Origin of the sequence: Paraburkholderia fungorum, assembly GCF_046027605.1 — a bacterium.
Taxonomy (GTDB): domain Bacteria; phylum Pseudomonadota; class Gammaproteobacteria; order Burkholderiales; family Burkholderiaceae; genus Paraburkholderia; species Paraburkholderia fungorum_F.
In genome coordinates this window covers 116,928-143,190 of the sequence record NZ_JAQQEF010000004.1, presented here as the reverse complement: position 1 = coordinate 143,190, position 26,263 = coordinate 116,928, and the positions used below count along the sequence as shown (strand labels likewise).

Sequence of the window (26,263 nt, the reverse complement as noted above, 5' to 3'; positions counted from 1 at the left end):
TTAACATCTAGCCACTAGCAACGATGCAACCCGCATCCAGCGTAGCCGGCATCTAACCTCCACCCCAATCAGCTTTTGCCGCCCGCGTCACCCGCCGTCGAAATCTGCGGGGGAATCGGCGCGGTCTGCCCAGTCGGCGGCGGCGCCGGACGCGGTTCGTGCGATACATCGCGCGCCACCGCCACCGCAGCATGCGCGGCCCGTGTCGAGGCCACCGCTTCAGCCTGCCCGTGCCCATGCGGACCGGCCGCGGGCAGCTCATCGTCCTGCAAAGGCTGTCCTTCGCTATCCTTCGACGACGTGTACACCCGCATCTGCGGCACCGGAATCTCTATACCGGCTTCGTCCATCTTGCGTTTGAGCCTCAAATTGAAGGCGCGCGCAACGCTCCATTGCTGCAACGGCCGTGTCTTGATCTGCCCTTTTACGACCATCCAGTTCGGATCGAAACGGTCGAGCCCCCAGACCTCGATCGGCCCGAGCATTTCGCGCCGGTAGCGGAAGTCGGCCATCAGATCGGCGCCTACTTCGCGAATCAGTTGGGTAATCTGATCGACGTCGGTCGAGAACGCCATCCGCACTTCGAACACCGCATAGGCGAAATCGCGCGACAGGTTCTTGACGATCTTGATCTGCGAGAACGGAATCGCGTGAATCGCGCCTTGCCCATCGCGCAAGCGCACGGTCCGAATCGACAGATGCTCGACCGTGCCCGCATGACCGCCGTCCACGTCGATCCAGTCGCCGACCGAAATCGTATCTTCGATGATGATGAAGAGGCCCGTGATCAGGTCGGTCACGAGCGACTGCGCGCCGAACCCGATCGCGAGACCGATCACGCCGGCGCCGGCCAGCAGCGGCGTCACATTGATGCCCAGGTTCGCCGCGGTGACGATGCCGGCAATCGTCATGATCGACACCAGCAGCACGTTGCGCAGCAGCGGCAGCATCGTGCGCGCGCGCATGCTCGGATTGCGCGACTTGTTGCGCGGAGCACCGGGGTTGAGGGCCTCGGTAATCGCGGTGTCGACCAGGATCCACAGCAGCCACGCAATGAACACCGTGGCGATGATCGCCGTCACCGCGTGCGCGATCCCGCGCGCCGCAACGTTTTCCTCCACGACTTCCGCGAGCGACACCCCCCACAACCGCGCGGCCAGTTCAAAGAAGAACAGCCAGATGAAAAGCGTCAGCAGCGTGCCGCAAAAGCGCAGCAGGCGCGTCAGATACGGCGAGCGGCGCCGCGCGCGCGGGCTGCGCGGGCGCGTCATGCGCAATACGACGGCCGAGAGGAAGAAGGCGAACACCAGCAACAGCGCGGTCACCACCGAAATCTGCAGCACGTTCTCGCTGGACCCCGAGCCGCCGAGCGTGGCGACCACCGACGCGGTGGCGAGCACCAGCACCGGCACATGCCAGAGCGCGGCGAGCACGTCGAACGCGTCGGTCGCGGCCTTGTGATTGTGGCGCTGCTCGTACGGCCGGTTGCGAATCAGATGCGCGACCGGCCGCCGGAAGGCCAGCGCGAAGTAGCCGGTGAGCACGGCCGCCGTCATATTGGCGGCCGTCGAAATCAGCGCGGCGAGGTTCGAGCCGAGCTGATGCTCGACGTCGTAGTTGACAGCCGCATCGCCGAGGGCCGCGCATACGCCCACCACGAACAGCACGCGCCGCGCGTGTTCGATCAGCAGGTGCACCGCAACCCGCCGATGCCCCGAGCCGAACAGCGAAAACATGATCAGACAGATCGCCGAAAACACCGCGCCCGCGACAATCGCGTAGGCCACCACCATGCCGAGCGTGCGGCCGAGCGCGTCGGGCATCGCCCGCACGAACAGCAGCGCAGCGAGAAACGCGACGATCCACGGCCCGACGCGGCGCAGCGCGAAAATCAGCAACTCGCGCGTGGTGGGATTCGGCTTGAGCCCCATGACGATGCCGAAGCGCCGGTATAAGCGGAGTTGCACGTAAATCAGCGCGCCGGCGCACGCGCCCCAGCCGGCCAGCATCGCAAACATCGAAAAGACAATCCGGCCGAAGCTCTCCTGCCCCTGACCCGAAATGATCGTGTAGAGCTCGTTGCCGGCCGCGTTGAAGCGTCCGCCCCAATAGCGCACTGGCGTGCGGCCCTGATGCACATCGGATTCGAACGACGCGATGCCCGAGGCGATCGCGCCGAGCAAGCCGGGGCTCGGTTGCGCGGACGCGGGGGGCGCGACGTTTTGCGAGACCTCGCGCAGTTTTTTGAGCTGGGCGACGAGTGCGGTGCGCTGCCGGTCGTTGTCGAGCGTGGCGATCACGCTGTCGAGCGAGCGCGCCAGTTCCGCCTGGCTTGCGGGTGACGGCGCGGAAGCCGCGTCCGCCGCCGAGGCGCCCGCGGCGGCCGACGCGGGTGTCGCGGTCGCGCTATTGATCAGACTCTGCAACGCCGGGATGACCGGCGTGGTGGCGCCGGCGGCATGGACCGTCGCGGGCATCCATCCGATGCCGAGAATCAGCGCGAGGCAGACCGTGGCCGCCCACGCGCCGAACCACGCGCCGAACCACGCCGCGACATGAGCGCGAACGCCGCGCCGAATGTGACATCCGGCATGACTGAAAGAGAAACGAAAGGCGGCGTGAGTCGCCGGTTGCCCGCCGTTGGACGGCGCGGCCCCGGACTCACGCCGGGACGGGCATGACTGCATGGCGATCCGTGAGAAAACGGGAGACGCCAGTGTAGCCGCAGTTTTACCGACGGCCCCCGAACATGCGTAACCGATTGTTAGGACGCTTGCGCATGTTCGAGGAATTGCCGGGCACCTTCATCCGCTAAATAGCCGCTGGGCGGCCACCGAACGGCCGCTGGGAAGTCGCTGAGAAGCACGCAACGGACCCAGTGTGGTACGAGCCGCGTGCGCTCCGTCGAGCGTCAATAAGCCGCCGTCGCGATCTGGCGGATGAAACGGCGTTGCTCCAGTTCGTCGACGAAGGCGATCGCATAGTCTTCCGCAGAAATGCGGCTATTGCCCTCGGCGTCGGCGATGAGCGTGTTCGCGCCGGTGCGGAACTGGCCGGTGCGCTCGCCCGGCGCAATCAACGCGGCCGGGGCGAAGACAGTCCAGTCGAGATCGGTGACGCCGCGGTAGTAGTCGAATGCATCGCGGTGGGCCAGTGCGATCGCCCTGTAGGCGTCCGGGAAACCGTCCGCGTCGACCAGTTGCTTGCCCGGCGCCACTTCGAGCGTCCCCGCGCCGCCCACCACCACGAGGCGTTTCAGGCCCGCGGCGCGCACGCCTTCGACGAGCGCATGAGTCGCCTTGCTCACCACGCCGGGATCGTCCTGCGGCGGCGCATAGGCGCTCGCCACCACGTCGTGACCGCGCACCGCGGCGCCGACGCTCGCGGCGTCGAGCAGATCGGCCTGCGCGGCTTGCAGATTCGCCACGCCGGCCGGCACGCGCGCCGGATTACGCGCCAGCGCGGTGACCTGATGGCCGCGGCGAGCCGCTTCCGTGGCGATCCGCGAACCAATCATGCCGGTGGCGCCGAACAATGCGATTTTCAACTGTTTGCTCATTTCGATACTCCTGTCCTTCGCTTATGTGTAACTGCATTGATTACATATAACGCCGAAAAAAGAGGGGCTTGAGCCCCCGTCCGTTTCAGGCGCGCGCGTCACGATTACAGGACACGCGCGCTTCGGTACTGCTTCGTTGCTACGTCATCTGCGCACGCCGCTTGCGCTCACGCGCCCGCTCGGCACGCACCAGCTCGGAAGTGGCGTCGGCCAGCGTGCGCGCGCCAAGCGATGCTTCCATGGCCTGCTGCGCTTCGTCGATGATACCGCGCAGCACAACCTGGATGTTTCGTCCCACCATGCACGCCGGATTAGGCTCCTCGCGATGCATGGCGAACAATTGCGCGTCGTCCACCGCGTGATAGACCTCGAGCAGGGTGATCTCGTCAGGCGGCCTGGCAAGCAGCGCGCCACCGCCCGCGCCGAGTTGCGAAGTGGTGAGGCCCGCATCGGCCAGCATGGTCAACAAACGCCGGATCAACGCGGGATTCGTATTCACGCTGCCCGCGATCATCTCCGACGAGAGCGGCGTGCCCTCCTGCAATGACAACAGTGCGAGCACATGCACCGCGAACGCAAACCGGCTACTCGTATTCACAGCGACCCTGCCCGGCAACGACAATGTGTAACTATAGTAATTACATTTAATCTGGCTGTCAAAGCAACTGCCAAAGCAGCTGTTAAGCCGGCTGCCAAACCGATCGACGCAACGCGCGTCATGTCACTTGTCCATCTGCTTTTGCGCATCGCCTGAATCGCTCGACGCCGACGAGGAAGCCGATACGCCCGCCGACGAAGCCGAACTTTGCGCCGACCATTCCTGCAGCTTGCGCCCCGCCGTCTCAAGGCTCTGACCGGTGAGCGACGCCGCCTTGCCGAGTTGCGCATTGGTTGCGCTTGCCGCGCCTTGCAGGTTGGCTTGTGCGGTCGACGCCAGCGACGCGGGATCGATCGTGATCGACGGCGCGGAGGCCGATTCGAGGTTCTGCTGCGCGGCGGCTTTGGTCGCATCGACCTGCTGGCCGACGTAGCTGGCCGCCTGATCGAGCTTCTGACCGGCGACTTGCGCCGCGTCGTTAAGCTTGCCGCCGACCTGTCCGGCCGACGCATCGTTCTTCTGACAGGCAGCGAGGCCGCCGAACACCAGGGCGACAACAGCGGCGCGGCGCAACAACCGCGAACGAATAGATAAAGTCATGTTTGAGTGTGAGCCGCGTCGAACGGCTTCCGCATGCGAAAACGCGCTCATGATACGCCGTTGCGCCACACTGCCTCCTCTTCGAGTACCCGGAAGCCCACGCGCTCGAAGCTGCCGCGCACGCCGAGGCTGCCGTCGGCGCTTAGCGCGGTGGCACCGCCAAGCCGCGCCGCCGCTTCGAGACGCGCGAGCGCCGCCCGCCAGCGCCGCCGTCCGCCTGCCGCGCGCGCCATTCGAAATGCCTGATGGGATGCCCCTCGCGGTTCTGTCAAACGCGTTGGAGTAGACTTCCAAAGCGTTCGATGTGTTCCGCTGATCAATAGGAGGCATGCGATGGCAGCAAAGAAGATTCTGTTCCTGACCGGCGACTTCGCCGAGGATTACGAAACGATGGTGCCGTTCCAGGCACTGCAGGCGGTCGGCCACGTGGTCGACGCGGTCTGTCCGAACAAGAAAGCGGGCGAGAAGATCAAGACCGCGATCCATGATTTCGAAGGTGACCAGACCTACACCGAAAAGCCTGGCCATCAATTCACGCTCAATGCCACATTCGACGACGCCGATCCCCGTCAATACGACGCGTTGGCAATCGCCGGCGGCCGCGCGCCGGAGTATCTGCGGCTCAATCACAAGGTGATCGAACTGGTGCGGCAATTCGCCGAAGCGGGCAAGCCGATCGCCGCGATCTGCCACGCCGCGCAACTGCTGGCCGCCGCCGACGTGATTCGCGGCAAGCGCATTTCCGCCTACCCGGCCTGCGCGCCCGAAGTGAAGCTGGCCGGCGGCGAATACGCCGATATTCCCGTCGACGCCGCCATCACCGACGGCAATTTCGTCACTGCTCCCGCGTGGCCTGCTCATCCGGAGTGGCTGCGTCAATTCCTCGTGCTGCTCGGCACCCGGATCGAGCTCTGATCCTGAGGCGAGCGTCCTTGCCTGCGCGGCCGGGCGCTCGCCGAAACGCACCCCAAAACGCACCCGCATTTTGAGACTAATCCGATAGTTCGCAGCGAAAGGCTTTCCTATAGTCGCCGGTTGGACCTGGGAGCCTTTTCGATGGAACTGACCGATTGGATCGTCATTCTCGCCGTCACGTTGATGGCGATTGCTTTTTTCTGCGCGCGCACACCGGCCAACTGGTCGCGAGAAAACCGCGCGCGACGTCTGGCGGGCATGCGCATGCTGGTGCAAGCAGCCTGCTCGTGGTGGGCGGCGCTTCTGATCGCAGCGCGCGGCCTGTTCGCTGTCAACGGCCTGGCCGGCCTGCACCCGGCGCCGCTCGAGGCGCTGACCGGCGTGGCGATCCTGATCGCCTGTGGCTGCTACTGGTCGATTCGCGGCAGCAAGCTGCTCAAACCGCGCCGGCTCTTTACCGCGTACTGATGCCGGGCGCGGCATCGGCGGCATTGGCAATGCGCGGCGCCGCGCCAACGCTCAGGCCGGCCCCATCCCGATCAGCGAGGCCGGCTCGCGTACCGCTAACCGCATGAACACCGTCCGTTGAGGTGGCATGCGTTGCAACCGCCAATTGCGCCATCCGCACCTCGGCTTCGGGCAGCGACAGATAAAACGTCGTGCCCAACCCTTCTTTCGACTCCGCCCACACGCGCCCGCCGTGCCGCTCCACCACGCGCCGCACGAGCGCAAGGCCAATGCCCTCACCCGCCGCGACATTGCCGTGCAGCCGTTGGAACGCGTTGAAAAGCCGCGGCAACGCGACTGCCGGAATGCCCAGACCATTGTCCCGCACGTAGAAAATCCGTAGCGAATGCACGCCCGGGGGCGCCGGCGTCGTACCGATTTCGATCCGGCCTTCGCGCTCGGGATCCAGATAATTGACCGCATTGCCGATCAGGTTCGCGAAGACCTGTTCGAGCGCGGTCGGGTCGCCCCACACCGCCGGCAAGTCCTCGACGATCACACGCGCCCGGCGTGCCCGGATCGACGCCTGCATGGCGTCGATCACGCGCGGCACGATATCGCGCACTTCGACCTTTTGCTGCCGATACTCGACGCGCCCGACACGCGACAGCCGCAGCAGCGCGTCAATGATGTGCGAGGCGCGCAGCACGGCGGTCTGCAGGAAGTGCAACGCCTCGCCGATATCCTCGTCCACCACCCGTTCGATGCGCTGCCGCGGCTCCGCCGCGAGCGACGACTGGCGCAGCATCGCGCGCAGTTCGTCACACGCGCGGATCAGTTCTTTCGAGAAGCCTTGCAGATTCACCAGCGGCGCACGCAGGTCGTGCGACACGCTGTAGATGAACATTTCGTTTTCCTGAGTCTGTTGCCGCAAGGTTTCGTTGATGCGCGCCAGTTCGCCGGCGCGGCGCGCGAGATCGGCCTGGAAACGCGCCTGGATCCGCTCGGCCTCGAGCAGGCGCCGGCTGGTTTCGTGCAAGGTCAGATCGAGCCGGGCGATTTCGTCGCGGCCCGGGCTGAGCGGCGCCAGCGGCTCGTTGCCCGCGAGGCGTCCGGCGTTGTCGGACAGCAGCGCAAGCCGGCCGCGTACGCCGCGCGTGAACAGCCAGACCGCCAGCGCGACAAACAGCAAGGAGCCGAACACGGCCGCGACGATCAGCATCTGCTGCCGTTCACGCGCCGCGTCGGCGGCGTTCGAGCGCAACGTGTCGAGGTGCCGCTCTTCGGCCTGGAAGGCTGTCACCTGCTGACGGAAGCGATCCAGCACATCGGCCGGCGCCAGGTCGCGGAAGCGCTCGAGCAGATCGCGCCGCCGCCCCGAATGCAGCATGTCCTGCACGCGGTCCGACCATTGACGATATCCCTGCACCGCCTGGCGCACCTGCACCACGCGCTCGACTTGCCCCGGGTTATCGGCAACCAGTTCGGCCAGTTGATCGATGCGACGGTCGACGTCCATCCATAAGCTAACCGGCGTCGTGAAGTGGGTATTGTTGGCGAGCACCGCGCCGCGCAGCGCGACGGACTCCCCTAGCACCGGATCGAGAATCGCGGTGGTCTGCCGCAGCACGTCTTCGCTATGGATGGCCCACTGTTCGGCTTGCGCCGAATCCGACTGGGCCTTGACCAGGCCGGACAGCAGCGCCAGCTCGAAGAGGGCCGGAATCGCGATCAGCAACAGGCCTTTAGTGGTCAGTCTCATGCGTACGCATTGGAAGTCGATGGCCGGCAGAACCTGCGCGGGAACGGCACATTATGTCGGCGTTTGCACAGGAAGACAAAGACGGCGCGCCACAAAGCAGGCTTTTACCGCCAGATCCGCTCTCGCGGGCGACGAATGCGCGCAAAACGTCGGCAGTTTGAATTAAACGTAAAGCAAATCGAATAATGTGCCCATGTTTGGATCACGTTCGTCCATTCGAAGGCGATATGCACTTAATCTGTGCTTTATATGCTTTTCAAGGTGCAAAGAAGGGTGCGTCATTCAATCAGCAAGAACCGCGCCGAAACCCATCCCGGTGCGGCTTTGCACCTTAACGACGCGTACGGGCACAAATTTGGCCCGCTTCTTGCATTCAGTGCCCGCTTTTTTGGCATAAGCGGGACACATCGATGGAAAGTCTGAAAACCGGCACCGATACCCTCTTCCTTCTGCTGGGTGCCGCGATGGTGCTGGCCATGCACGCGGGGTTTGCGTTTCTCGAACTCGGCACGGTCCGCAAGAAGAATCAGGTCAATGCGCTGGTCAAGATTCTGGTGGACTTCTCGGTCTCGACGATCGCGTATTTCTTCATCGGCTACACGATTGCTTATGGCGTGCAGTTCTTCGGCAGCGCGGAGTCGCTGGCCGCCCACAATGGCTATGCGCTGGTGCGCTTCTTCTTCCTGCTGACCTTCGCGGCGGCGATTCCGGCGATCGTGTCAGGCGGCATCGCCGAGCGCTCGAAATTCAATCCGCAACTGTTCGCCACCTTCGTGCTGGTCGGCTTCGTCTATCCGTTTTTCGAAGGGATTGCGTGGAACGGCCGCTTCGGTGTTCAGAGCTGGCTCACCCAGGTATTCGGGGTGCCGTTTCACGACTTCGCCGGCTCGGTGGTGGTGCATGCGTTCGGCGGCTGGGTCGCGTTGCCGGCTGTGCTGCTGCTCGGCGCGCGCCACGGCCGTTATCACCGCGACGGTGGGATCGCCGCGCATCCGCCGTCGAATATTCCGTTCCTCGCATTGGGCGCATGGGTGCTGGCGGTCGGCTGGTTCGGCTTTAACGTGATGAGCGCGCAGACCGTCGACAAAATCAGCGGTCTGGTCGCCGTCAATTCGCTGATGGCAATGGTCGGCGGCACGCTGACCGCATGGCTCACGGGCCGCAACGACCCGGGCTTCACGTACAACGGTCCGCTTGCCGGGCTGGTCGCGGTATGCGCCGGCTCGGACGTGATGCATCCGCTGGGCGCGCTGGTAACGGGCGGGGTTGCGGGCGTGCTGTTCGTCCAGATGTTTACCTGCGTGCAGAACCGTTGGCGCATCGACGACGTGCTCGGCGTATGGCCGTTGCACGGTCTGTGCGGCGCGTGGGGCGGCCTCGCGGCCGGTATCTTCGGTTTGCATGCGTTGGGCGGGCTGGGCGGCGTTTCGTTTGGCGCGCAACTGGTTGGCACCTTGGGTGGCATCGTGGTGGCGACGCTCGGCGGCACGCTCGTGTACGGCGCGATTCGCCTGACGGTGGGCTTACGCCTCGACCAGGAAGACGAATACAACGGCGCGGATCTGTCGATCCACAAGATTTCGTCGACGCCGGAGCGCGAAAGCGTCGGCTGAGGGCTTAGCCCGCTTGGTCCGAAAAGTCGCGTTAGCGGCGCGCCGGATGTTTCGTGGCCGGCTCGCCGCCGAGCATGCCGAATTCGATCGGGCAACGCGTGTAGAAGACCGCGACGTTGCTCTCGCGCACCGCCTCGAGCAACGCTTCGGCCTCGCCTTCGGTGACCGCGAAAATGACCTGCTGCGGTTGATCGGCCAGTTCGAAGAAGCGCGCGGCATGCCGTGCGCCCGCGTGGCCGATGCCTTCGGCGGCCGCCACCACGGTCGCGCCATGAATGCCGATGTGCTTCGCGATCGACAGCAGGCATTCCACGACCGATTGATGTCCATGGCGCCTGTTCTGCTCGGTATAGAACGTGAGTTGGTAGCCCTTCATCATCATGTCGGCCTCCCGCGCGGCCGCAGTCAAACCCACGGCGAATGCTCGCAGGTGTCTCTTCATTGTAGGTCGCGCTTCGGGCGCGTCCCGCGGACCGCACGGGCTCGCTCCCCTCACGTTCCGGCGCCTCCACCTGTCCCCCAATCGGCCCGCCGATGCTAGACTTGCGCGCTGGAGATGGCATTCTCCTTTAACCGCCCTTGTGGCTGATGATGCCTGCTTCGCCCGGATGACTGCGGACGCGGCATCGCCACGTCCTTCAGCCCGGTTTGACGACTTTTCGCTTCGCCAGGGCATTCCCATGTATTGGTCCATTCTCTCCGTCGGCATCGGCGGCGCGCTCGGCTCGCTGTTTCGCTGGTTCCTCGGCATCCGTCTGAACGGCGTGTTCGCCGGCTTGCCGCTCGGCACTTTCGCCGCCAATGTGATCGCCGGCTACGTGATCGGCGTCGCGGTCGCGGGGTTCGCGCGGGCGCCGCAGATCGCGCCCGAATGGCGACTCTTCGTCATCACCGGTTTGATGGGCGGCCTGTCCACTTTCTCGACGTTCTCAGCGGAAGTCGTGCAACGCCTGCAGGACGGCCGGCTCGGCTGGGCGGCCGGCGAAGTGGTGATTCATGTGGGCGCGTCGCTGCTGATGACCATCCTCGGCATCGCGACCGTTTCGCTGCTGGCGCGCTGAAAACGGCACGGCGCGCGCCGGCGTCTCACAGTCGCCCGGGGCGCGGATCGGCCACGAAGCCGTGGCGATTGGGCATCACGACACGCGGCAGCGAGGCCGCGTCGAGCCGCGTATTCGCCGGCACGATACCGTTCTGGTTGAGCAGGTAGGCGCTGAGCGCGTACACCTCGTCGGCGGAAAGCGATTCGGGGGCGTTGTAGGGCATGGCGCGGCGGATGTAGTCGAACAACGTGGTCGCATAGGGCCAGTAGCTGCCCACGGTGCGCTTCGGCTTTGCGCTGGTCAAGGTCCCCAGGCCGCCGATCAGTTGATCGCCGAGACCGCCCTCACCCTGCGCGCCATGACACGCCGCGCATTTGGCGGCGAACAGGTGCGCGCCGGTAGCGACGTCGCCGCTGCCCGCCGGCAGGCCGCGGCCATCCGGCGCGATGTCGATGTTCCAGGCAGCGAGATCCTGGTCCGTGAGCGGCGTGCCGATGCCGTGCTGCGTTCCAGCGTTCAGCTCGCCGGGCGCGATCGACGAACAGGATGCCAGCGCCGTGAGCGACAGGAGTGCGGCCAGCGCCAACGGCACCGGCCGGCGTAGTGAATGGCGGTCACGCATGGCCAATCTCCGTGCTTGCGTCGAGACGCCAACACCCCATCGCGGTGGCCCTCCGCGCCGGCGTAGATAGTGAATGGCGATCATGCATTGCGCACCTCGCCGCTCGCATCGACGCGCCATTGCTGGATCGCGTTGTAGTGATACTGCGAATTCAGTCCGCGCGCGGCGACGAGTTCAGCGCGCGTGGGCTGCACATAGCCGGTCGAGTCCGTGGCGCGCGAGAGAATCGCGGCAGCACCGCCGTCCCATCTCCAGTCCGCCTGAAAGCGCGTCAGCGCACGATCGCGGAGCGCACCGTCCAGCCGCGCGAGATACCACGTCGCGCCGCCATCGGTTGACACTTCGACCTTGCGGATAGTCCCGCGCCCCGACCAGGCCAGACCGGTGATCGGGTAGTAACCGTGCGTGCTGAGACGATGTCCCGGCGACGGCCGCGTGATCACCGATTTCGCATCCATCTCGAACGCGAACTGACGCGCGGTGCCATTCGCGAGCAAGCTCGTGTATTTCGACGTTTCCTCGCGCGTTTGCAACGGCGCGCCGACCACCTTCAGCCGACGCAGCCACTTGACGTTCGTATTGCCTTCGAAGCCGGGCACGATCAGACGCAACGGATAGCCATTTTCCGGGCGCAGGCGTTCGCCGTTTTGCGCATAGACCACGAGCGCGCGATCGAGTATCCGATCCAGCGGCAAGCTGCGCGTCATCGCCGCGGCGTCCGCGCCTTCCGCCAGGATCCAGCCACTCCCGCTTGCGCTGCTGCCCGCCGTCACCCCGCCCACCTCTTCCAGCAAGGTGGATAAACGCACCCCCGTCCATTCGCAACACGACAGCAGACCATGCGTGAGTTGCACCGGCATGCCGCTCGGGCCATTCCATTCGCCGCCGGTATTGCCGGAACATTCGAGAAAATGGATACGCGATTCGGACGGCAGGCGCAGCAGATCGTCGATTGTAAATAGCTTCGGCGTCCGTACGAGGCCATGTATCGCCAGCCGATGCTGATCCGGATCGATGTCGGGCACGCCGCCGTGATGACGTTCGTAGACCAACCCATTGGGGGTGAGCGTGCCGTGCAGGTCGGCCAACGGCGTCATCGAAGACGCCGCGCCAGGCAGCGGCCACGCACGCGCGCTTCGCCGCACGACATTCGCCTCGTGCGGCGAAGGCACGCCGTAAGGATGCTCGAGGATCGGCGCGCCCGGTACGCGGCTCGATGGCGCCACCTCGAGCGGCTTGAGCAGTTCGCTCGCCGCCGCCACGTGTGAAACAGCGAGGCTGCCGGCCGCGAGACGGCCCAGCAATCGACGACGGCCGCGCGACGGCGGAGATTCATGCGGATTCATATAGACAAATGCAACGCGTCATAGGCAAGCCCGCTAGCGTAATGAAGCCGATTGCCGCGGCCAAACGATAAATTCATCTATCGATCGACGTAAACCGCATAGCGTACAGACAGCGCGCGCCGCGCCGTTAAGCCAGCACGTTCGAAAACACCCGATCCGCCAGACGGTTCGAATCGGTCCCGCTGTTGAGCACGCCGACCGCTTTCAGGTCGTCGGCATACAGCGAGATTTCCTTCCTGAACGCGTCGCCGACCGGATGATGATGGTCCGTGTGACTCTTGAGCATCGCGGTCAATTGGCCGACGTCGGCGGACGGCGTATAGACCGAGAAGATCGCGGCCGCATCCGCCGGATGATTCGCGGTCCATTCCGTGGCTTCGAGCAGCGCCTGGGTCAACGCCTGAGCAGTCGCGCGATCCTTGCGAACCAGCGAACCGCGCACGCCGAGCACGCAGCACGAACGCGACTGATATTCGCCGCACAGATTGTTCGACACTTCGTACAGGTGATCGGATTCGCGAATCGACCAGATGGTCGGGTCGCCGTCGGCGATCGCCTGCACTTCGCCCTTCTTCAGCGCTTCGCCCAACAGGTTCGCCGGATACTGACGCCAGTTCACGTCGCGCTCCGGATCCACGCCGATCTTCTTCAACACGATGGCGAAGAAATTTTTGGTCGGGCTCGCCATATCGCTCACGCCGATCGTGCGACCCTTCAGTCCCGCCACGTCGACGATGCCCGACGCGCGCGTGGCCAGCAGCCGCATGCAACCACCGTGAATCCCGGCAGTCAGCTTCACATCGAAGCCCTGCTCCAGCGGTTTGATCCAGCGCAGCGCCATGCCGACGCCCGCGTCGGACTTACCGGTCGCGATAGCCTCGAGCAACTGATCCGTCGAACCCGAAAAATTCACGAGCTCGACCTGCAAACCGTGCCGCTGGAAAAAGCCCTGCTTGACCGCCACGGCCACCGGCGCGGTGCAAATCGCGCCCGCGTTCCAGGAAAGCTTGAGCGGCTTGAGCGGCGCCTGCGGTGTTTGCGCCAAGGCGAGCGTGCCAGCCAGGCCGAATGACGCACCACCGAGCGCCGCGGCTCCGGCCGTCCAGGCCGTCTTGCGCAACCACGCGCGGCGGCCTTGGCTCAGCGGAGATTCATCGTAGGGGTTCATGGTTGGAGCTTCCTCAGGTCGTTATCGATTGTTGTATGCGTTCAGGTTTCGAGGCCGAGTTGGGCGAGCACCTCGCGGCGCAGCGCGACCAGCTTCTGATCGTCACGATGACGCGGATACGGTGCGTCGTTGCGCACCTCGGCGACTACGCGCGCGGGCCGCTCGCTGAACACGATCACGCGCTCGGCAAGCAACAGCGCTTCTTCGACATCGTGCGTCACCAGCAGCACGGAAAACCGCGCGTCCTGCCAGAGCCGCGCCAGTTCGCCCTGCATGCGGATGCGCGTGAGCGAGTCGAGCTTGCCGAACGGCTCGTCGAGCACCAGCAGCGCCGGATCGTTGACGAGCGCGCGCGCCAGCGCGACCCGCTGCGCCATGCCGCCCGACAGTTGATGCGGAAACGCCTCGGCGAATTCACTAAGACCGACCAGTTCCAGCGCGGCGTCGATCCGCTGTTGCACCTGTTCCTCTTGCGGCGCGCTGCGCCGGGCGAAGCGTTTGCGCTGCGCCTGCGGACCGATCCCGACGTTGCCGCGCACCGTGCGCCACGGATACAAGGTCGGATCCTGGAACACCACCACGCGCGACGGGTCGGGGCCCGCGATCACGGCGCCATCGGCCTCTACGCTGCCCTGCGTCGGCGTATCGAGCCCGGCGACCAGCCGCAGCAAGGTGGACTTGCCGCAGCCGCTCGGGCCGAGCAACGCAACGAACTCACCCGGTTCGACCACGAAGCTGACGTCATCCAGCACCGGCAACGCAGCGCCGCGCAGCGCGAATTGATGGCTGACATGGCGCACGTCGATGCGCGCGCCGTCACGAACCGGCGCCGCGGCGGCGACCGCGCGATTCAGCACTTCAGGTACGGCTACCATTTGAGCAATCCTTTTTGCCACGCCAGCAAGCGGTCACGCAGGCGGAACAGCAACGTGATCAGACCGGAGCACATGAGCGCCATCACGAGCAGTGCGGCATACATATTCGAATAGGCCGCCCAGCCTTGGGCCCATTGCAGATACCAGCCGAGCCCCGCTTTCACGCCCATCATTTCCGCGACGATCAGCACCGAAAACGACGCACCGAGCCCCATGAACAGGCCGACGAACACCGAGGGCAGCGCCGCCGGAATCGCGACGCGCAGAATCAGGAAGCCGGGCCGCGCGCCGAGTGTGCGTGCGATGTCGTAGTAAGCCGAATTGACGCCGGCCACGCCCGACCACGTCAGCACGGCAACCGGAAAGGCGGTCGCCAGCGCGATCAGAAACACGCTCGCGCTGAAGCTCGATGGAAAGAAGAAGAACGCCAGCGGCAACCACGCGGTGGCCGGCAGCGGTCCGATCAGGCGCAGAACCGGATGGACCCAGTAGCTCACCGCCTGCGACCAGCCGATACTCACACCGGTCACGAAGCCCGCAGCCGCGCCTAGCACGTAGCCATAGGCGAGCAATCCGAACGAATGCACGACGCTCGTGGCGAGGCGCGGGTAGTCATCGGCGAACACGCCGATCAGTGCTTGCGGTGGCGCGAAGAAAGGCCGCGGCAACCATTCGAGTTGCGCGGTGACGGCTTCCCACGCGCTCACGCTGAGCGCCAGCGCGAGCAGCCACGGCATCGCCCCAAGCCATGCGCCGGTGCGCGTGGGTGGGCCCGCCTGGATGGACGGCTTGCGCCATCCCGCGACGGCGGTGGCGACAGCGAATGCCGCGAGCACCAGCTTGAGGACGATGAATTGTTTCGTGTACGGCCAGTCGTCCAGACTCGGCCACCACTCGGTCAGCGCCGCGCTGCCGAGCCACGCCACGGCCGCGAGGCCCGCGATCAGGACGCCACGTGAAAGCCCATGCCGTGTGACGGCTCGATTGACGTCACCGTGATCCGCGCCGAGCGCCGGGGCCCGTGTCGCGATCGATTCGAACTGGGTGGACATAACGGCTCCAGCCTCCTGCGTTATTGAGTAAACGTGAATGCGTGCCTGCGAGCCACTTCACGCGGCATCGACTTTGTCGCGCTGCCAGATGCTCTGCGCGTACACCGACTCGTCGAAATCGGCGGCGATGTCGCCATGAATGCGGGCTTCATGCGCGTCCAGGTCCGCGAGAAACAGATCGCGGCTGATTCGCTGCACCACGGCGGGAATATCGCGCTTCATGCTCGGCACGTCGCCCACGGGCAAGCCGAAACTGACAAACGCCCCCGGGTTGTAGACGTGGATATTCTTCAGGTAAGGGGCTTCGCCTTCGACCTTCTCGAGGTATTCGAGCGCGGCGCCGAGATACGGATGCGAGCCAAGCGCGTCGTCGCGATCGCTGGCGGCGGGCACGTATTGATCGCGCCACAGGCGGATATGGGCAGCGATCTGCGCTAGTTCCGGTCGCAGCGCGGGATCGACCAGATAGCCCGTGCCGGCAATGACGAAATCGAATGCAAACGACTCCCCTGCTACGTCAGTCTCGACCTGCCCGTCACTGACGCCGGCGTTGCTCCACGGCGCGCCGAGATGCAGATGAAAGTTCGGAAAGCGTGTGACGCGCTCCACCGCATCGAGCGGCGGCGTCGAACCGGCGTGACGAAAGCGCCGCGCCTGTGACCAGCGAAGCGGGTCGGGCAAATGAAAATAGTTGTCGTAGGCGCCGGGATAAGCGCGTGTGCGGGTGACCGGCACCGACGCAATCCGCTCACGCCGCACGAACAGATGGACCTGCCCGGCTCCCGCTTCGAGCGCCGTGCCTGCCGCGTCGAATGCCGATGCCGCGCCGCCGATCACCGCCACGGACTTGCCGCGCAGCGCGCCGAAATCGATCGCCTCGGAGGTATGGGCCAGCAGTGTCGGCGGAAGGCTTTTCAACGCGGCCGGAATGTTCGGCCCGCCATTGCCCGCTACGCCATTGCCAAGCACGATCTTGCGCGCCGTCTCCACCACCGCCCGAAGCGTGGCGCCGTCGCGTACTTCCAGATGCAAACGAAAGTGTTCGCCCACGGGTTCGATGCGCGTGAGACGTGTGCCGTAGCGAATCGGAATGTCGAGGAAATGCCGGTACCACTCGAGGTACTCGGCCCAGCGCGTGCGGGGAATCCGGTCGATCTCCGCATACGATGCAGCGCCGAAGCGCGCTTCATACCACGCCTGAAAGCTCAGTCCTGGCAGACCCGCCTCAGGACCCACCAGCGATTTCGGCGTACGTAACCTGTTCATTCGAGCGCGATTCAACCAGACGCCCGCCTGGCCTTCATCGGCTGCGGCGTCGATCACGCTGACCTGACCGATACCGGCGCGCCGCAGCGCAAATGCGAACGCCGCGCCGGTTTGGCCGCCGCCGACAATCACCACGTTATGGTCGATGCCGTCGCGCGGCGGGACCCAGTTTTCGGGCGATGGACCGATCAGCCGCAGCGTGTCGAGCGCATGCTGATCGAGGTGCGTGGATTGCGTCATGGTGTCGGACTCAGCCAGGGAGTTGAACGGCAGGCAGATACATCGAGATCGGATGCCGAGGCCATCGGCAAAATCAAGTATCACGATGCCGACGGCTTACCCAAACCAACAAATTTCGCTTTGCTTATTTGTTTTGTGGCGCATCACATTCATCACGCCCGCGCTGTCTTTCCCGTCACCATCGCTTTGCAGTCGTCATCGGCAGCGATGCCGCCCTGATTCGCTGCCCGAACAGGCAATTCGCCGATATAACGGCGACGCACGAAACCAACCCGCCAGGATGATCGCGATAGCCGCCGCCGCACAAAACGCGAGCGTCAGACGCGCTAACCAGTCAGCTAGCCGGTTCGAACTACTGCATATTTTCTTATCAGCAATGATTGGTTGGATTCGAGTGCACGCGAATCTAACGTGTAGTGCCAGTAATCGTCCCACCTGAATTCGCAACCCGCTCCCTTCCTTCGATTGGTATTGCCGAATGCGCTATTTCCGTCTGCTGAAAACCTTCGTTGCCGTGGCGACGCTGTCGCTTGCCGCGGTTCACGCCTATGCCGACAAACCCGCCGTCATCCGGATCGGCGTCGCGCAGCAGGGCACAGGCGATCCGCCTACCTTTGGGGGCTCGCCCGCGGCCACCGTGCAATTGCAGCAGTCGCTCGAAAAAGAATTCGCCGCCGACGGCATCAAGGTCGAATGGTTGTTCTTCAAAGGCGCCGGCCCCGCGGTCAATGAAGCGATCGCCGATAAATCGCTCGACTTCGCCTTCCAGGGCGATCTGCCGGCGGTGCTCGCGCGCGCCAACGGCCTGAAGACCCATCTTCTGCTCGCCTCGGGCGTGCGCACCGGCGTCAAGGTGGCCGTGCCCACCGACTCCGACGTGCGCTCGATCAAGGACCTCAAGGGCCGCCGCGTATCGATCTTTCGCGGCACCAATCTGCAACTGGTCGCCGACAACGCGCTCGCCGCCAATCAGCTCGATGAACGGGATCTGCGCGTGATCAATCTCGATACCGCCAGTTCGCTCGCCGCGCTGGCCTCCAAGGGAATCGATGCATCGGTCAACGATTACCACGTGTACAAATTGCGCGACCAGGGGCTCGCCAAGGTCGTCTACGAGTCGCAGAACGATGGGCCGCAATTCACGCGTCAATCGCATCTGCTGGTGGTCGATGACTTCGACCATGCGCATCCGGATATCGTGCAGCGTGTCGTCAACGTGTTCGTCAAAGGCTCGCAGTGGTCGTCGGATGAAGCGAACCGCGACGCGCTCTTCAAGCTCTGGGCCAAAAGCGGCGTGCCCTATTCCTCGTGGCAGGCCGAGTACGCGAATCAGAAGCTGAAAGACCGCAATTCACCGCTGATCGACCCGTTCATCGTCGCGCGCTACAAAGCCGTCGCGGCGGATGCATTGAAACTCAAACTGATCCGTCAGCCGGTTGAGGTCGACGGCTGGTTCGAGACGAAATATCTCGACAACGCGCTAAGCACACTGAAGCTTGACCACTACTGGACGCGTTACGACGCCGCCGGCAAGCCGCTCAGCTAAAACGGGAACCCTCACGATGAGCGAAACCGCACTTCCAGTCGATAGCAAACGGCTCGGCGCCACCGCTGCGCTGCCAGACGCGCCCCATGCACCGCTCTATCGCAATCCACGGCTGCGCGCGCTCGCCTGGCGGCTCGCGCCGTGGGTATTGCCCGCTGTCCTGTTCGCTTTATGGACGGTGGGTTGCGAGCGCGGCTGGATCGCGCCGCAAATCCTGCCACCACCTGAACGCGTGTTCGACACCTTCGTCGAGCTGGCGAAGAGCGGCGACCTCGCGAGCAACACGCTGATCAGTTTGCAACGCGTGCTGCTCGGCTTCGGTGCGGGCACCGTGCTCGGTTTTGCGCTCGGCGCGGCACTCGGATTGTCGCGCAGCTTCGAAGCGTATGTACTGCCCAGCTTCAATGCGCTCGTGCAGATTCCGGTACTCGGCTGGCTGCCGTTTCTGCTGCTGCTCGTCGGCGTTGGCGAGCCGCTCAAATACATCCTGATCGCGCATGCGGCGCTGGTTCCGGTCACGTTGAGCACGCTGCAAGGATTCCGCCAGACCCCCGCCTCGCTCAACGAAGTCGCGCGAGTCTTCGAATACAACGGCTGGCAACGGATCGTCTATCTGGTCCTGCCCGCCGCCGTGCCGACGCTCGCCACGGGCGTGCGGCTCGCGTTCACCAAAGCCTGGCTCGCGCTGGTGGTGGTTGAACTGGTGGCGTCGTCCGAGGGGCTCGGCTATCTGATCGTCTACGGCCGGCAACTATTTCAGCTCGACCTGGTGATGGCGTCGGTAGTGGTGGTGGGTGCCATCGGTTACGCGATGAACCGCTTGCTGGACGCCCTCGAAGCGCGTTTGCGGCGCGGCCAGCCGTCGGCATTTCGCGAGTGATCGCGGGTGATCCGGCCCACGGCTCCCAGACACCGCACTTGAGGAATCCACGATGAGTCTCTTCTCCTTCGCCCGATCGAAGCCCTCTGCCGAGACGTCCTGCGACTGCAACGTGCCCGCCGCCTTCCGCCGCGCGGCGCGCCCGCGCCGCTCGCTGCTCGCGCGCATCGACTGGCGCGGCGCCGTTCTGCCGATCGTCGCCATTGCGATCTGGTGGGCCGTTTCGGAGGCGCACGTAGTCAAAAGCGGCCTGCTGGTCAGTCCCGCGCAAGTGCTCGCCACCGCATGGCAACAGATCCTTAGCGGCGCGCTGCTCAAGGCGCTCTCCGCGTCGCTCGCCCGCGAAGCGAGCGGCTTCGTGATCGGCACGCTGGGCGGCCTGTTGCTCGGCAGCGTGCTGGGTTTCTCGCGGCTCGCCACACGCATGATCGGCCCGAGTTTCGATACGTTCAAACAGATCTCGCTGTTCGCATGGATCCCCCTGATCTCCGTGTGGTTCGGTCTCGGCGATGCGGCCAAAGTTGTCTTCCTCTCGCTCGCCGCGTTGCTGCCCGTCACCGCTCACACGTGCGACGGCATTCATGCGGTGCCGCGCGCGTATATCGAAGTTGCGCGCGCCTTTCGTTACACGCGCTGGCAACTCATCCGCGCCGTCATTCTGCCGGCCGCGTTGCCGTCGATTTTCACGGGCATTTACCTCGCACTGATCTATTCGTGGCTCGCCACGCTCGGCGCCGAATACCTGTTGGTGGCCGGCAGCGGCATCGGCAATACGCTGATCGACGGCAGCGAGCAGTTCCGCATGGACCTGGTGCTGTTCGGCGTGATCGTGGTCGGCCTGACCGGCTGGGCGTTGAACGCGCTGGCGCGCGCCGTGGAGCGGGCGATCTTTGCACGTCGTGCGCCACAAGCCGCACGATGACCACGCACCTGACCTCTCATTACCGGAGCCGCTCATGACTTCTTCGACGCTTTCCGAAAGCATCGACATTCTTCGCGTCAGCAAGCGCTACGCGCAGCAAGACGGCACACCGCTCGCGGTGCTCGACGACATTACCCTGCGCGTGCGTCCCGGCGAATTCGTCAGCGTGCTCGGTTCGAGCGGCTGCGGAAAGTCGACGCTGCTACGGCTGATCGCGGGACTCGATACCGACTACACCGGCGACATTGTCGTCGCGGGTGAAAAAGTGCGCGACACCTCGCTCGAACGCGGCATTGTGTTTCAGGACCATCGTCTGTTTCCGTGGCTCACGGCGTCGCAGAACATTCTCGCGGCCCTGCGTAACGCGCCGCTCTCCGCACGCGAAAAGCGCGATGCGGTTGCGCAACATATCGCGCTCGTCGGCCTGAACGGCTTCGAAAATGCGTACCCGCATCAGCTCTCGGGCGGCATGGCGCAGCGCGTGGCGATCGCGCGCGGTCTCGTGAACCGTCCGCGTGTGCTGCTGCTCGACGAGCCGTTTGGCGCACTCGATGCGCTCACCCGCGCCCGCTTGCAAAACGAGTTGCAACGGATCTGGGAACACGAGCGCATCACGATGATTCTGGTTACACACGACGTCGACGAAGCGCTTTACCTCGGTGATCGGGTCGTCACGATGGCGCCACGACCGGGCCGCATCAAACGGATCGTCGATGTCGCATTGCCACGCCCACGCGAACGAAGCGACCCCCGCTTCATTCGTCTGCGCGACGAGGTGCTGGCCGATTTCGCCGAGCATGACGGCGCGCGCCGAGACGCTCCCGAAGACGATACGCCGGGCGGCGGCACGCGCATTCAGACAGCGCCCGCGGCGAGTCCGCCGATTACTGAATGGCGGCTCGCATGGTGAAGCATGCGGCTTCCCTCACGCACATCCAACATTCACGGAGAAAACATGAGCGCTGAAAATCAGCCCAAGCGCCAGATCAAACTCGGCGCATTCCTGATGGAGACGGGCCATCATATCGCCGCATGGCGGCATCCGGATGCACACGCGAGCGGCGGACTCGACTTCGCACACTACGCGGAACTCGCGCAGATCGCAGAGCGCGCCAAATTCGACGCGGTATTTTTCGCCGACAGCGTGAGTGTGCGCGACACCAACCTGCCGTCGCTCTCCCGCACCGCGCGCGCCGATCATTTCGAGCCGATCACGCTGCTCTCCGCGCTGTCGGTCGTGACGAAACACGTCGGCCTGATCGCGACTGTCTCCACCACGTTCAACGAGCCCTACAACCTCGCGCGCAAGTTCGCCTCGCTCGATCATCTGAGCGGCGGACGCTCCGGCTGGAATCTCGTCACGTCGAGCACCGAATCCGAGGCGCTCAATTTCAATTTCGAACGGCACCCCGATCACGCGGTCCGCTACGAACGCGCGCGCGAGTTCTACGACGTGGTCGCGGGCCTGTGGGATAGCTGGGAAGACGACGCCTTTATCCGCGACAAGGACAGCGGCGTCTATTTCGATCCGGACAAGCTGCACGTGCTCGGCCATGCCGGCAAGCACTTCAAGGTGCGCGGACCGTTGAATGTCGCGCGTTCGCCGCAGGGTTGGCCGGTCGTTGTGCAGGCCGGCGCGTCGGAGGCGGGTCGCGAACTCGCGGCGCAAACCGCGGAGGTGATCTTCGTCGCGCATCAGACGCTCGAGGAAGCCCAGTCGTTCTATCGCGATGTCAAAGGGCGCCTCGCGAAGTACGGACGCGCGCCGGATCATCTGAAGATCATGCCGGGCATTTTTCCGATCGTCGGCCGCACGCAGGAAGAAGCCGAAGCGAAATTCGCCGCGCTGCAGGACCTGATTCATCCGACCGTCGGTCTGTCGCTGCTGTCGAACATGTCGGGCGGCGTGGACCTGTCCCAGTACCCGGTCGACGGGCCGCTGCCCGAGTTGCCGGAAACCAACGGCGGCAAGAGCCGGCAGCGTTTGCTGTTCGATCTCGCACGGCGCGAGAACCTGACGATCCGCGACCTGTATCTGCGCATTGCCGGTGCACGCGGCCACCAACAGGTGGTCGGCACGCCGCAAAGCATCGCCGACCAACTCCAGCAGTGGTTCGAGGAGGAAGGCGCGGATGGCTTCAACATCATGTCGCCGTGGTTGCCGGGCGGGCTGACGGAATTCGCCGGGCTGGTGGTACCGGAACTGCAACGGCGTGGACTTTTCCGCACCGAATACGAAGGCCGCACGCTGCGCGAGAACCTCGGCTTGCCACGACCCGAAAATCGCTATGCCGCCGGGACAAAACAGATACCCGCGGTAGCGGGTTATTGACGGTTATTGACGCGAGACGCTTTTACCATAAGGAGCCGCCATGAGCGCAGCCGCAGTGCAGGACATACAGTCGATTCAGGTCACCCCGCTTTCCGCCCATACCGGCGCTGAAATTCACGGTGTCGATCTCACGCAGAAACTGGACGCGCGCCAGATCGCGGATATTCGCGCGGCGCTTCTGAAGTGGCGCGTCGTGTTCTTTCGCGAGCAGTTCCTGACGCACGAACAGCACGTCGCTTTCTCCGCGCAGTTTGGCGAGCTGACCTTAGGGCATCCCGTGTTCGGTCATGTCGACGGTCATCCGGAAATCTATTCGATCTCGAAGTACCGCAAGGCGACGCGTTTCGAAGGTCAGGCACTGCTGCGACCGTGGACCGGCTGGCACACGGATGTGACCGCCGCGGTCAATCCGCCCTGGGCGTCGATCCTGCGCGGCGTGACGATTCCGCCTTATGGCGGCGATACCCAGTGGACCAATCTGGTAGCCGCCTATCAGAAACTTTCCGCGCCGCTGCGCACATTCGTCGACGGCCTGCGCGGACTGCATCGCTTCACGCCGCCGGCCGGTGCGAGTGGCACGGAAGCATTTGCCAAGGCTGTCGAACAACGTATTCTCGTCACCGAACATCCGCTCGTCAGAGTGCATCCGGAAACCGGCGAGCGGGCGCTCTATGTGAGCCCGAGCTTCCTGAAGTCGATCGTCGGCGTCACGCCACGCGAAAGCCAGGTGCTGCTCGAACTGCTCTGGGAGCACGTCACCCGGCCGGAGTTCACCGTGCGCTTCAAATGGGAAGCCGGCAGCGTCGCCTTCTGGGACAACCGCGCGACGGCTCACCTCGCACCCACGGATATCTTCGATCTCGACTTCGACCGGCAGTTGTATCGCACCACGCTGGTCGGTGACGTGCCCGTTGGCCCCGACGGTGCGCAGTCGGTAGCGATCGAAGGCTCGCCGGTCAGCGCCGCCGCAGCCGTCGCGTTGAACTGAGTACAACACCGGCGTACCAGCGCCGGTGTCTTGCGCATCGCACGTGCCGATGCATAGCGACGCGGCACACAGCGCGCAACACACAGCACACAGCACGCGGCGCAAAGCCAACGATTCCAGCAATCGAGATGCGCGTTTCTGAAATGCCATTCGCCGATAAGGATCGATGAATCCGTTATTGGAGCGTTGCGCGGCATCTTTCTATACTCGATTCCGGTCAGCACTCACCACCGACGAGTGCCAAATTTCAATCGCGGAAATCGAACCATGAGCCTACGTCCCTTGCATGACCGCCTGATCGTCAAGCGTCTCGATCAGGAAACCAAAACTGCCTCAGGCATCGTCATTCCCGAAAGCGCCGCCGAAAAACCCGATCAGGGCGAAGTGATCGCCATTGGACCGGGCAAGCGCGATAGCGACGGCAAACGCATCGAACCCGATCTGAAAGTCGGCGAGCGTGTGCTGTTCGGTAAGTACGCCGGTCAGTCGGTCAAAGTCGACGGCAACGAATTGCTCGTGCTGCGCGAAGAAGATGTTGTGGCAGTCGTCACTCAATAACGAACGGAGCGTCAAACCATGGCAGCAAAAGAAATCATTTTTAGCGACGTCGCCCGCTCGAAACTGGTCGAAGGCGTCAACATTCTGGCCAATGCGGTCAAGGTCACGCTCGGTCCGAAGGGCCGCAATGTCGTGCTGGAACGGACCTTTGGATCGCCGAGCGTGACGAAAGACGGCGTCTCGGTCGCCAAGGAAATCGAATTGTCGGACCGCGTGCAAAACATCGGCGCGCAGCTCGTGAAGGAAGTCGCCTCGCGCACCAGCGACGCCGCCGGCGACGGCACCACCACCGCGACCGTGCTCGCGCAAGCCATCGTGCGTGAAGGCCAGAAATACGTGGCCGCCGGTCTCAATCCGCTGGATCTGAAACGCGGTATCGACAAGGCCGTGATCGCTGCAATCAACGAGCTCAAGAAGATCAGCAAGCCGACTACGACCAGCAAGGAAATCGCCCAGGTCGCCACGATTTCGGCCAACGGCGAAGAGTCGATCGGCCAGCGCATTGCGGAAGCAATCGACCGGGTCGGCAAGGAAGGCGTCATTACCGTTGAAGACGGCAAGTCGCTCGATGATGAACTCGACGTGGTCGAAGGTCTGCAATTCGACCGCGGCTACCTGTCGCCGTATTTCATCAACGATCAGGACAAACAGGTTGCCGTGCTCGACAACCCATTCGTGCTGCTGCACGACAGGAAGGTATCGAACATCCGTGATCTGCTGCCGATCCTGGAGCAGGTCGCCAAAGCCGGCCGCCCGCTTCTGATCATCGCGGAAGACGTCGAAGGCGAAGCGCTGGCCACGCTCGTCGTGAACAACATTCGCGGCATTCTGAAGACGGTCGCGGTCAAGGCGCCAGGCTTCGGCGACCGTCGCAAGGCGCTGCTCGAAGACATCGCGATCCTGACCGGCGGCCAGGTGATCGCTGAAGAAACCGGACTGTCGCTGGAGAAGGCAACGCTGGCTGAACTGGGCCAGGCGAAGCGCATCGAAGTGGGCAAGGAAAACACCACGGTCATCGACGGCGCGGGCGACAGCAAGAACATCGAAGCGCGCGTGAAGCAGATCCGCACCCAGATCGATGAGGCGAGCTCCGACTACGACCGCGAAAAACTGCAGGAACGTGTGGCAAAGCTGGCCGGTGGCGTGGCGGTCATCAAGGTGGGCGGCGCAACCGAGATCGAAGTGAAGGAAAAGAAAGATCGCGTCGACGATGCGCTGCACGCCACGCGCGCCGCGGTCGAAGAAGGTATCGTGCCGGGCGGCGGCGTCGCGCTGATTCGCGTGAAGCAGGCCATCAGCGGGCTCAAGGGTGCCAACGCCGATCAGGATGCGGGCATCAAGATCGTGCTGCGCGCGCTCGAAGAGCCACTGCGCCAGATCGTGACCAACGCCGGTGAAGAAGCCAGCGTGGTGGTCGCGAAAGTGGCCGAGGGTACGGGCAACTTCGGTTACAACGCGCAGACCGGCGAATATGGCGACCTCGTGGAATCGGGCGTGCTCGATCCGACCAAAGTCACGCGCACGGCGCTGCAAAACGCGGCGTCGGTTGCGGGTCTGCTGTTGACCACCGATGCCACCGTGCATGAGGCACCGAAGGATGCACCGGCAGCCGGGCAGCCTGGTGGTCCGGGCGCAGGCGGACCAGGGCTGGACTTCTAGACGAACGCCAACGCTTTAGCCGTACACGCACGCCGGTATGCTTTTCAGCATGCATACCGGCGTGCCGCAACAGCCGCCGTTCGGCTCGCTAGACCCGGCTACCCAGAAGCCGGTCGGCTTCAATATCGATCTCGCGAACGGTCGCGAAGCGCCTCGGCGTCGACGTGGAATTGACGCCGGTCCAGCCGTCGAACCGCGTGCAGTTCCTGCAGCAAGGCAAGGTCGACGCCCTGATCGCGAATATGGAACTCACCACGGAACCCGGGAACGCA

At 64.3% G+C, this 26,263-nt stretch carries 26 protein-coding genes, 1 pseudogene and 1 riboswitch; of the genes and pseudogenes, 14 read left to right on the top strand and 13 right to left on the bottom strand.

Translation table 11 applies throughout. The features are described 5' to 3' along the window. Positions 1-68: 68 nt before the first annotated feature. The 5 genes from PQR53_RS09295 to PQR53_RS09275 form a co-directional block, all read right to left on the bottom strand. On the bottom strand, positions 69-2,687 hold the full coding sequence (locus PQR53_RS09295; protein ID WP_408452546.1) for a mechanosensitive ion channel domain-containing protein: 2,619 nt from the start codon (positions 2,685-2,687) through the stop codon (positions 69-71). Between the two features lie 224 nt (positions 2,688-2,911). Further along, positions 2,912-3,559: an NAD(P)-dependent oxidoreductase gene (locus tag PQR53_RS09290; RefSeq protein ID WP_408452544.1), complete on the bottom strand. Its 648-nt coding sequence runs from the start codon at positions 3,557-3,559 to the stop codon at positions 2,912-2,914. Between the two features lie 139 nt (positions 3,560-3,698). Beyond that, positions 3,699-4,157 carry an Rrf2 family transcriptional regulator gene (locus tag PQR53_RS09285; protein WP_408452542.1) on the bottom strand — a complete coding sequence of 153 codons (459 nt, stop codon included), beginning with the start codon at positions 4,155-4,157 and terminating at the stop codon, positions 3,699-3,701. 123 nt (positions 4,158-4,280) lie between these two features. Further along, positions 4,281-4,757: a BCAL1086 family glycoprotein gene (locus PQR53_RS09280; RefSeq protein WP_408452540.1), complete on the bottom strand. Its 477-nt coding sequence runs from the start codon at positions 4,755-4,757 to the stop codon at positions 4,281-4,283. Positions 4,758-4,804: 47 nt separating this feature from the next. Next, positions 4,805-4,990: a hypothetical protein gene (locus tag PQR53_RS09275; RefSeq protein ID WP_408452538.1), complete on the bottom strand. Its 186-nt coding sequence runs from the start codon at positions 4,988-4,990 to the stop codon at positions 4,805-4,807. A 100-nt stretch (positions 4,991-5,090) separates the two neighbouring features. Here PQR53_RS09275 and PQR53_RS09270 point away from each other — a divergent pair, with 100 nt between their 5' ends. Both PQR53_RS09270 and PQR53_RS09265 read left to right on the top strand, forming a co-directional pair. Next, positions 5,091-5,672 carry a DJ-1/PfpI family protein gene (locus PQR53_RS09270; protein WP_408452536.1) on the top strand — a complete coding sequence of 194 codons (582 nt, stop codon included), beginning with the start codon at positions 5,091-5,093 and terminating at the stop codon, positions 5,670-5,672. Positions 5,673-5,813: 141 nt separating this feature from the next. Next, positions 5,814-6,140, top strand: a complete 327-nt coding sequence (locus PQR53_RS09265; RefSeq protein ID WP_408452534.1) for a hypothetical protein — start codon at positions 5,814-5,816, stop codon at positions 6,138-6,140. On the opposite strand, the gene PQR53_RS09260 is transcribed toward PQR53_RS09265, so the two are convergent. After that, positions 6,127-7,881, bottom strand: a complete 1,755-nt coding sequence (locus tag PQR53_RS09260; protein WP_408452532.1) for a sensor histidine kinase — start codon at positions 7,879-7,881, stop codon at positions 6,127-6,129. The two genes, PQR53_RS09265 and PQR53_RS09260, sit on opposite strands and share 14 nt — an antisense overlap. Positions 7,882-8,291: 410 nt before the next feature. Between PQR53_RS09260 and PQR53_RS09255 the strand changes: the two genes are divergently transcribed. Beyond that, positions 8,292-9,494: an ammonium transporter gene (locus PQR53_RS09255; RefSeq protein WP_408452530.1), complete on the top strand. Its 1,203-nt coding sequence runs from the start codon at positions 8,292-8,294 to the stop codon at positions 9,492-9,494. Between the two features lie 31 nt (positions 9,495-9,525). Here PQR53_RS09255 and PQR53_RS09250 read toward each other — a convergent pair whose 3' ends face one another. Then, a complete protein-coding gene (locus tag PQR53_RS09250) occupies positions 9,526-9,936 on the bottom strand; it encodes a DUF190 domain-containing protein (RefSeq protein WP_408452528.1) in 411 nt (136 codons plus the stop codon). Between the two features lie 101 nt (positions 9,937-10,037). Beyond that, positions 10,038-10,099: riboswitch (Fluoride riboswitch) on the top strand. Positions 10,100-10,174: 75 nt separating this feature from the next. Here PQR53_RS09250 and crcB point away from each other — a divergent pair. After that, entirely contained in the window at positions 10,175-10,555 is a 381-nt protein-coding gene (gene crcB / locus PQR53_RS09245) for a fluoride efflux transporter CrcB (RefSeq protein WP_323044265.1), read from the top strand. A gap of 25 nt (positions 10,556-10,580) precedes the next feature. On the opposite strand, the gene PQR53_RS09240 is transcribed toward crcB, so the two are convergent. The 6 genes from PQR53_RS09240 to PQR53_RS09215 all read right to left on the bottom strand — a co-directional run bounded on the left by PQR53_RS09240 (position 10,581) and on the right by PQR53_RS09215 (position 17,106). Next, positions 10,581-11,159, bottom strand: a complete 579-nt coding sequence (locus PQR53_RS09240) for a c-type cytochrome (RefSeq protein WP_408452526.1) — start codon at positions 11,157-11,159, stop codon at positions 10,581-10,583. Positions 11,160-11,239: 80 nt separating this feature from the next. Beyond that, the gene (gene soxC / locus PQR53_RS09235; RefSeq protein WP_408452524.1) at positions 11,240-12,505 is read right to left on the bottom strand and encodes a sulfite dehydrogenase; all 1,266 of its coding nucleotides are present in this window, start codon (positions 12,503-12,505) and stop codon (positions 11,240-11,242) included. 127 nt (positions 12,506-12,632) lie between these two features. Then, positions 12,633-13,673, bottom strand: a complete 1,041-nt coding sequence (locus PQR53_RS09230) for an ABC transporter substrate-binding protein (protein WP_408452522.1) — start codon at positions 13,671-13,673, stop codon at positions 12,633-12,635. Positions 13,674-13,714: 41 nt separating this feature from the next. Next, positions 13,715-14,548, bottom strand: a complete 834-nt coding sequence (locus PQR53_RS09225) for an ABC transporter ATP-binding protein (RefSeq protein ID WP_408452520.1) — start codon at positions 14,546-14,548, stop codon at positions 13,715-13,717. Next, the gene (locus PQR53_RS09220; protein WP_408452518.1) at positions 14,542-15,600 is read right to left on the bottom strand and encodes an ABC transporter permease; all 1,059 of its coding nucleotides are present in this window, start codon (positions 15,598-15,600) and stop codon (positions 14,542-14,544) included. Before PQR53_RS09220 ends, PQR53_RS09225 begins: the two co-directional genes overlap by 7 nt. 57 nt (positions 15,601-15,657) lie before the next feature. Further along, positions 15,658-17,106, bottom strand: coding sequence for a SidA/IucD/PvdA family monooxygenase (locus tag PQR53_RS09215; RefSeq protein WP_408452517.1), 1,449 nt, complete (start codon positions 17,104-17,106; stop codon positions 15,658-15,660). Between PQR53_RS09215 and PQR53_RS09210 the strand changes: the two genes are divergently transcribed. From PQR53_RS09210 to PQR53_RS09165, 10 genes and pseudogenes are all read left to right on the top strand, one after another. Beyond that, a complete protein-coding gene (locus PQR53_RS09210; RefSeq protein ID WP_408452515.1) occupies positions 17,077-17,325 on the top strand; it encodes a hypothetical protein in 249 nt (82 codons plus the stop codon). The genes PQR53_RS09215 and PQR53_RS09210 overlap by 30 nt on opposite strands. Positions 17,326-17,584: 259 nt before the next feature. Next, positions 17,585-18,652, top strand: a complete 1,068-nt coding sequence (locus tag PQR53_RS09205; protein WP_408452513.1) for an ABC transporter substrate-binding protein — start codon at positions 17,585-17,587, stop codon at positions 18,650-18,652. A 16-nt stretch (positions 18,653-18,668) separates the two neighbouring features. Continuing rightward, on the top strand, positions 18,669-19,532 hold the full coding sequence (locus PQR53_RS09200; protein WP_408452511.1) for an ABC transporter permease: 864 nt from the start codon (positions 18,669-18,671) through the stop codon (positions 19,530-19,532). 52 nt (positions 19,533-19,584) lie between these two features. Then, the gene (locus tag PQR53_RS09195; RefSeq protein WP_408452510.1) at positions 19,585-20,454 is read left to right on the top strand and encodes an ABC transporter permease; all 870 of its coding nucleotides are present in this window, start codon (positions 19,585-19,587) and stop codon (positions 20,452-20,454) included. 34 nt (positions 20,455-20,488) lie between these two features. After that, the gene (locus tag PQR53_RS09190) at positions 20,489-21,364 is read left to right on the top strand and encodes an ABC transporter ATP-binding protein (RefSeq protein ID WP_408452509.1); all 876 of its coding nucleotides are present in this window, start codon (positions 20,489-20,491) and stop codon (positions 21,362-21,364) included. A gap of 45 nt (positions 21,365-21,409) precedes the next feature. After that, the gene (locus tag PQR53_RS09185) at positions 21,410-22,786 is read left to right on the top strand and encodes an LLM class flavin-dependent oxidoreductase (protein ID WP_408452507.1); all 1,377 of its coding nucleotides are present in this window, start codon (positions 21,410-21,412) and stop codon (positions 22,784-22,786) included. 40 nt (positions 22,787-22,826) lie between these two features. Next, complete coding sequence (locus PQR53_RS09180) at positions 22,827-23,774, top strand: TauD/TfdA dioxygenase family protein (protein ID WP_408452505.1); 948 nt, start codon at positions 22,827-22,829, stop codon at positions 23,772-23,774. A gap of 267 nt (positions 23,775-24,041) precedes the next feature. After that, the gene (locus PQR53_RS09175; RefSeq protein WP_007177123.1) at positions 24,042-24,332 is read left to right on the top strand and encodes a co-chaperone GroES; all 291 of its coding nucleotides are present in this window, start codon (positions 24,042-24,044) and stop codon (positions 24,330-24,332) included. Between the two features lie 18 nt (positions 24,333-24,350). Next, positions 24,351-25,991 (top strand): chaperonin GroEL, encoded by a 1,641-nt coding sequence (gene groL, locus PQR53_RS09170; RefSeq protein ID WP_408452503.1) that lies wholly within the window; start codon positions 24,351-24,353, stop codon positions 25,989-25,991. 73 nt (positions 25,992-26,064) lie between these two features. Then, positions 26,065-26,251: pseudogene (locus PQR53_RS09165) on the top strand (transporter substrate-binding domain-containing protein); the annotation flags it as partial. Between the last annotated feature and the right edge of the window lie 12 nt (positions 26,252-26,263).

Excerpts from the sequence above, each read along its gene's own strand:
- PQR53_RS09295 (WP_408452546.1), bottom strand. The coding sequence starts at position 2,687 with ATGCAGTCATGCCCGTCCCGGCGTGAGTCCGGGGCCGCGCCGTCCAAC.
- PQR53_RS09290 (WP_408452544.1), bottom strand. The coding sequence starts at position 3,559 with ATGAGCAAACAGTTGAAAATCGCATTGTTCGGCGCCACCGGCATGATT.
- PQR53_RS09280 (WP_408452540.1), bottom strand. The coding sequence starts at position 4,757 with ATGACTTTATCTATTCGTTCGCGGTTGTTGCGCCGCGCCGCTGTTGTC.
- PQR53_RS09275 (WP_408452538.1), bottom strand. The coding sequence starts at position 4,990 with ATGGCGCGCGCGGCAGGCGGACGGCGGCGCTGGCGGGCGGCGCTCGCG.
- PQR53_RS09270 (WP_408452536.1), top strand. The coding sequence starts at position 5,091 with ATGGCAGCAAAGAAGATTCTGTTCCTGACCGGCGACTTCGCCGAGGAT.
- PQR53_RS09265 (WP_408452534.1), top strand. The coding sequence starts at position 5,814 with ATGGAACTGACCGATTGGATCGTCATTCTCGCCGTCACGTTGATGGCG.
- PQR53_RS09260 (WP_408452532.1), bottom strand. The coding sequence starts at position 7,881 with ATGAGACTGACCACTAAAGGCCTGTTGCTGATCGCGATTCCGGCCCTC.
- PQR53_RS09255 (WP_408452530.1), top strand. The coding sequence starts at position 8,292 with ATGGAAAGTCTGAAAACCGGCACCGATACCCTCTTCCTTCTGCTGGGT.
- PQR53_RS09250 (WP_408452528.1), bottom strand. The coding sequence starts at position 9,936 with ATGAAGAGACACCTGCGAGCATTCGCCGTGGGTTTGACTGCGGCCGCG.
- crcB (WP_323044265.1), top strand. The coding sequence starts at position 10,175 with ATGTATTGGTCCATTCTCTCCGTCGGCATCGGCGGCGCGCTCGGCTCG.
- PQR53_RS09240 (WP_408452526.1), bottom strand. The coding sequence starts at position 11,159 with ATGCGTGACCGCCATTCACTACGCCGGCCGGTGCCGTTGGCGCTGGCC.
- soxC (WP_408452524.1), bottom strand. The coding sequence starts at position 12,505 with ATGAATCCGCATGAATCTCCGCCGTCGCGCGGCCGTCGTCGATTGCTG.
- PQR53_RS09230 (WP_408452522.1), bottom strand. The coding sequence starts at position 13,673 with ATGAACCCCTACGATGAATCTCCGCTGAGCCAAGGCCGCCGCGCGTGG.
- PQR53_RS09225 (WP_408452520.1), bottom strand. The coding sequence starts at position 14,548 with ATGGTAGCCGTACCTGAAGTGCTGAATCGCGCGGTCGCCGCCGCGGCG.
- PQR53_RS09220 (WP_408452518.1), bottom strand. The coding sequence starts at position 15,600 with ATGTCCACCCAGTTCGAATCGATCGCGACACGGGCCCCGGCGCTCGGC.
- PQR53_RS09210 (WP_408452515.1), top strand. The coding sequence starts at position 17,077 with ATGCTGATCGAGGTGCGTGGATTGCGTCATGGTGTCGGACTCAGCCAG.
- PQR53_RS09215 (WP_408452517.1), bottom strand. The coding sequence starts at position 17,106 with ATGACGCAATCCACGCACCTCGATCAGCATGCGCTCGACACGCTGCGG.
- PQR53_RS09205 (WP_408452513.1), top strand. The coding sequence starts at position 17,585 with ATGCGCTATTTCCGTCTGCTGAAAACCTTCGTTGCCGTGGCGACGCTG.
- PQR53_RS09200 (WP_408452511.1), top strand. The coding sequence starts at position 18,669 with ATGAGCGAAACCGCACTTCCAGTCGATAGCAAACGGCTCGGCGCCACC.
- PQR53_RS09195 (WP_408452510.1), top strand. The coding sequence starts at position 19,585 with ATGAGTCTCTTCTCCTTCGCCCGATCGAAGCCCTCTGCCGAGACGTCC.
- PQR53_RS09190 (WP_408452509.1), top strand. The coding sequence starts at position 20,489 with ATGACTTCTTCGACGCTTTCCGAAAGCATCGACATTCTTCGCGTCAGC.
- PQR53_RS09185 (WP_408452507.1), top strand. The coding sequence starts at position 21,410 with ATGAGCGCTGAAAATCAGCCCAAGCGCCAGATCAAACTCGGCGCATTC.
- PQR53_RS09180 (WP_408452505.1), top strand. The coding sequence starts at position 22,827 with ATGAGCGCAGCCGCAGTGCAGGACATACAGTCGATTCAGGTCACCCCG.
- PQR53_RS09175 (WP_007177123.1), top strand. The coding sequence starts at position 24,042 with ATGAGCCTACGTCCCTTGCATGACCGCCTGATCGTCAAGCGTCTCGAT.
- groL (WP_408452503.1), top strand. The coding sequence starts at position 24,351 with ATGGCAGCAAAAGAAATCATTTTTAGCGACGTCGCCCGCTCGAAACTG.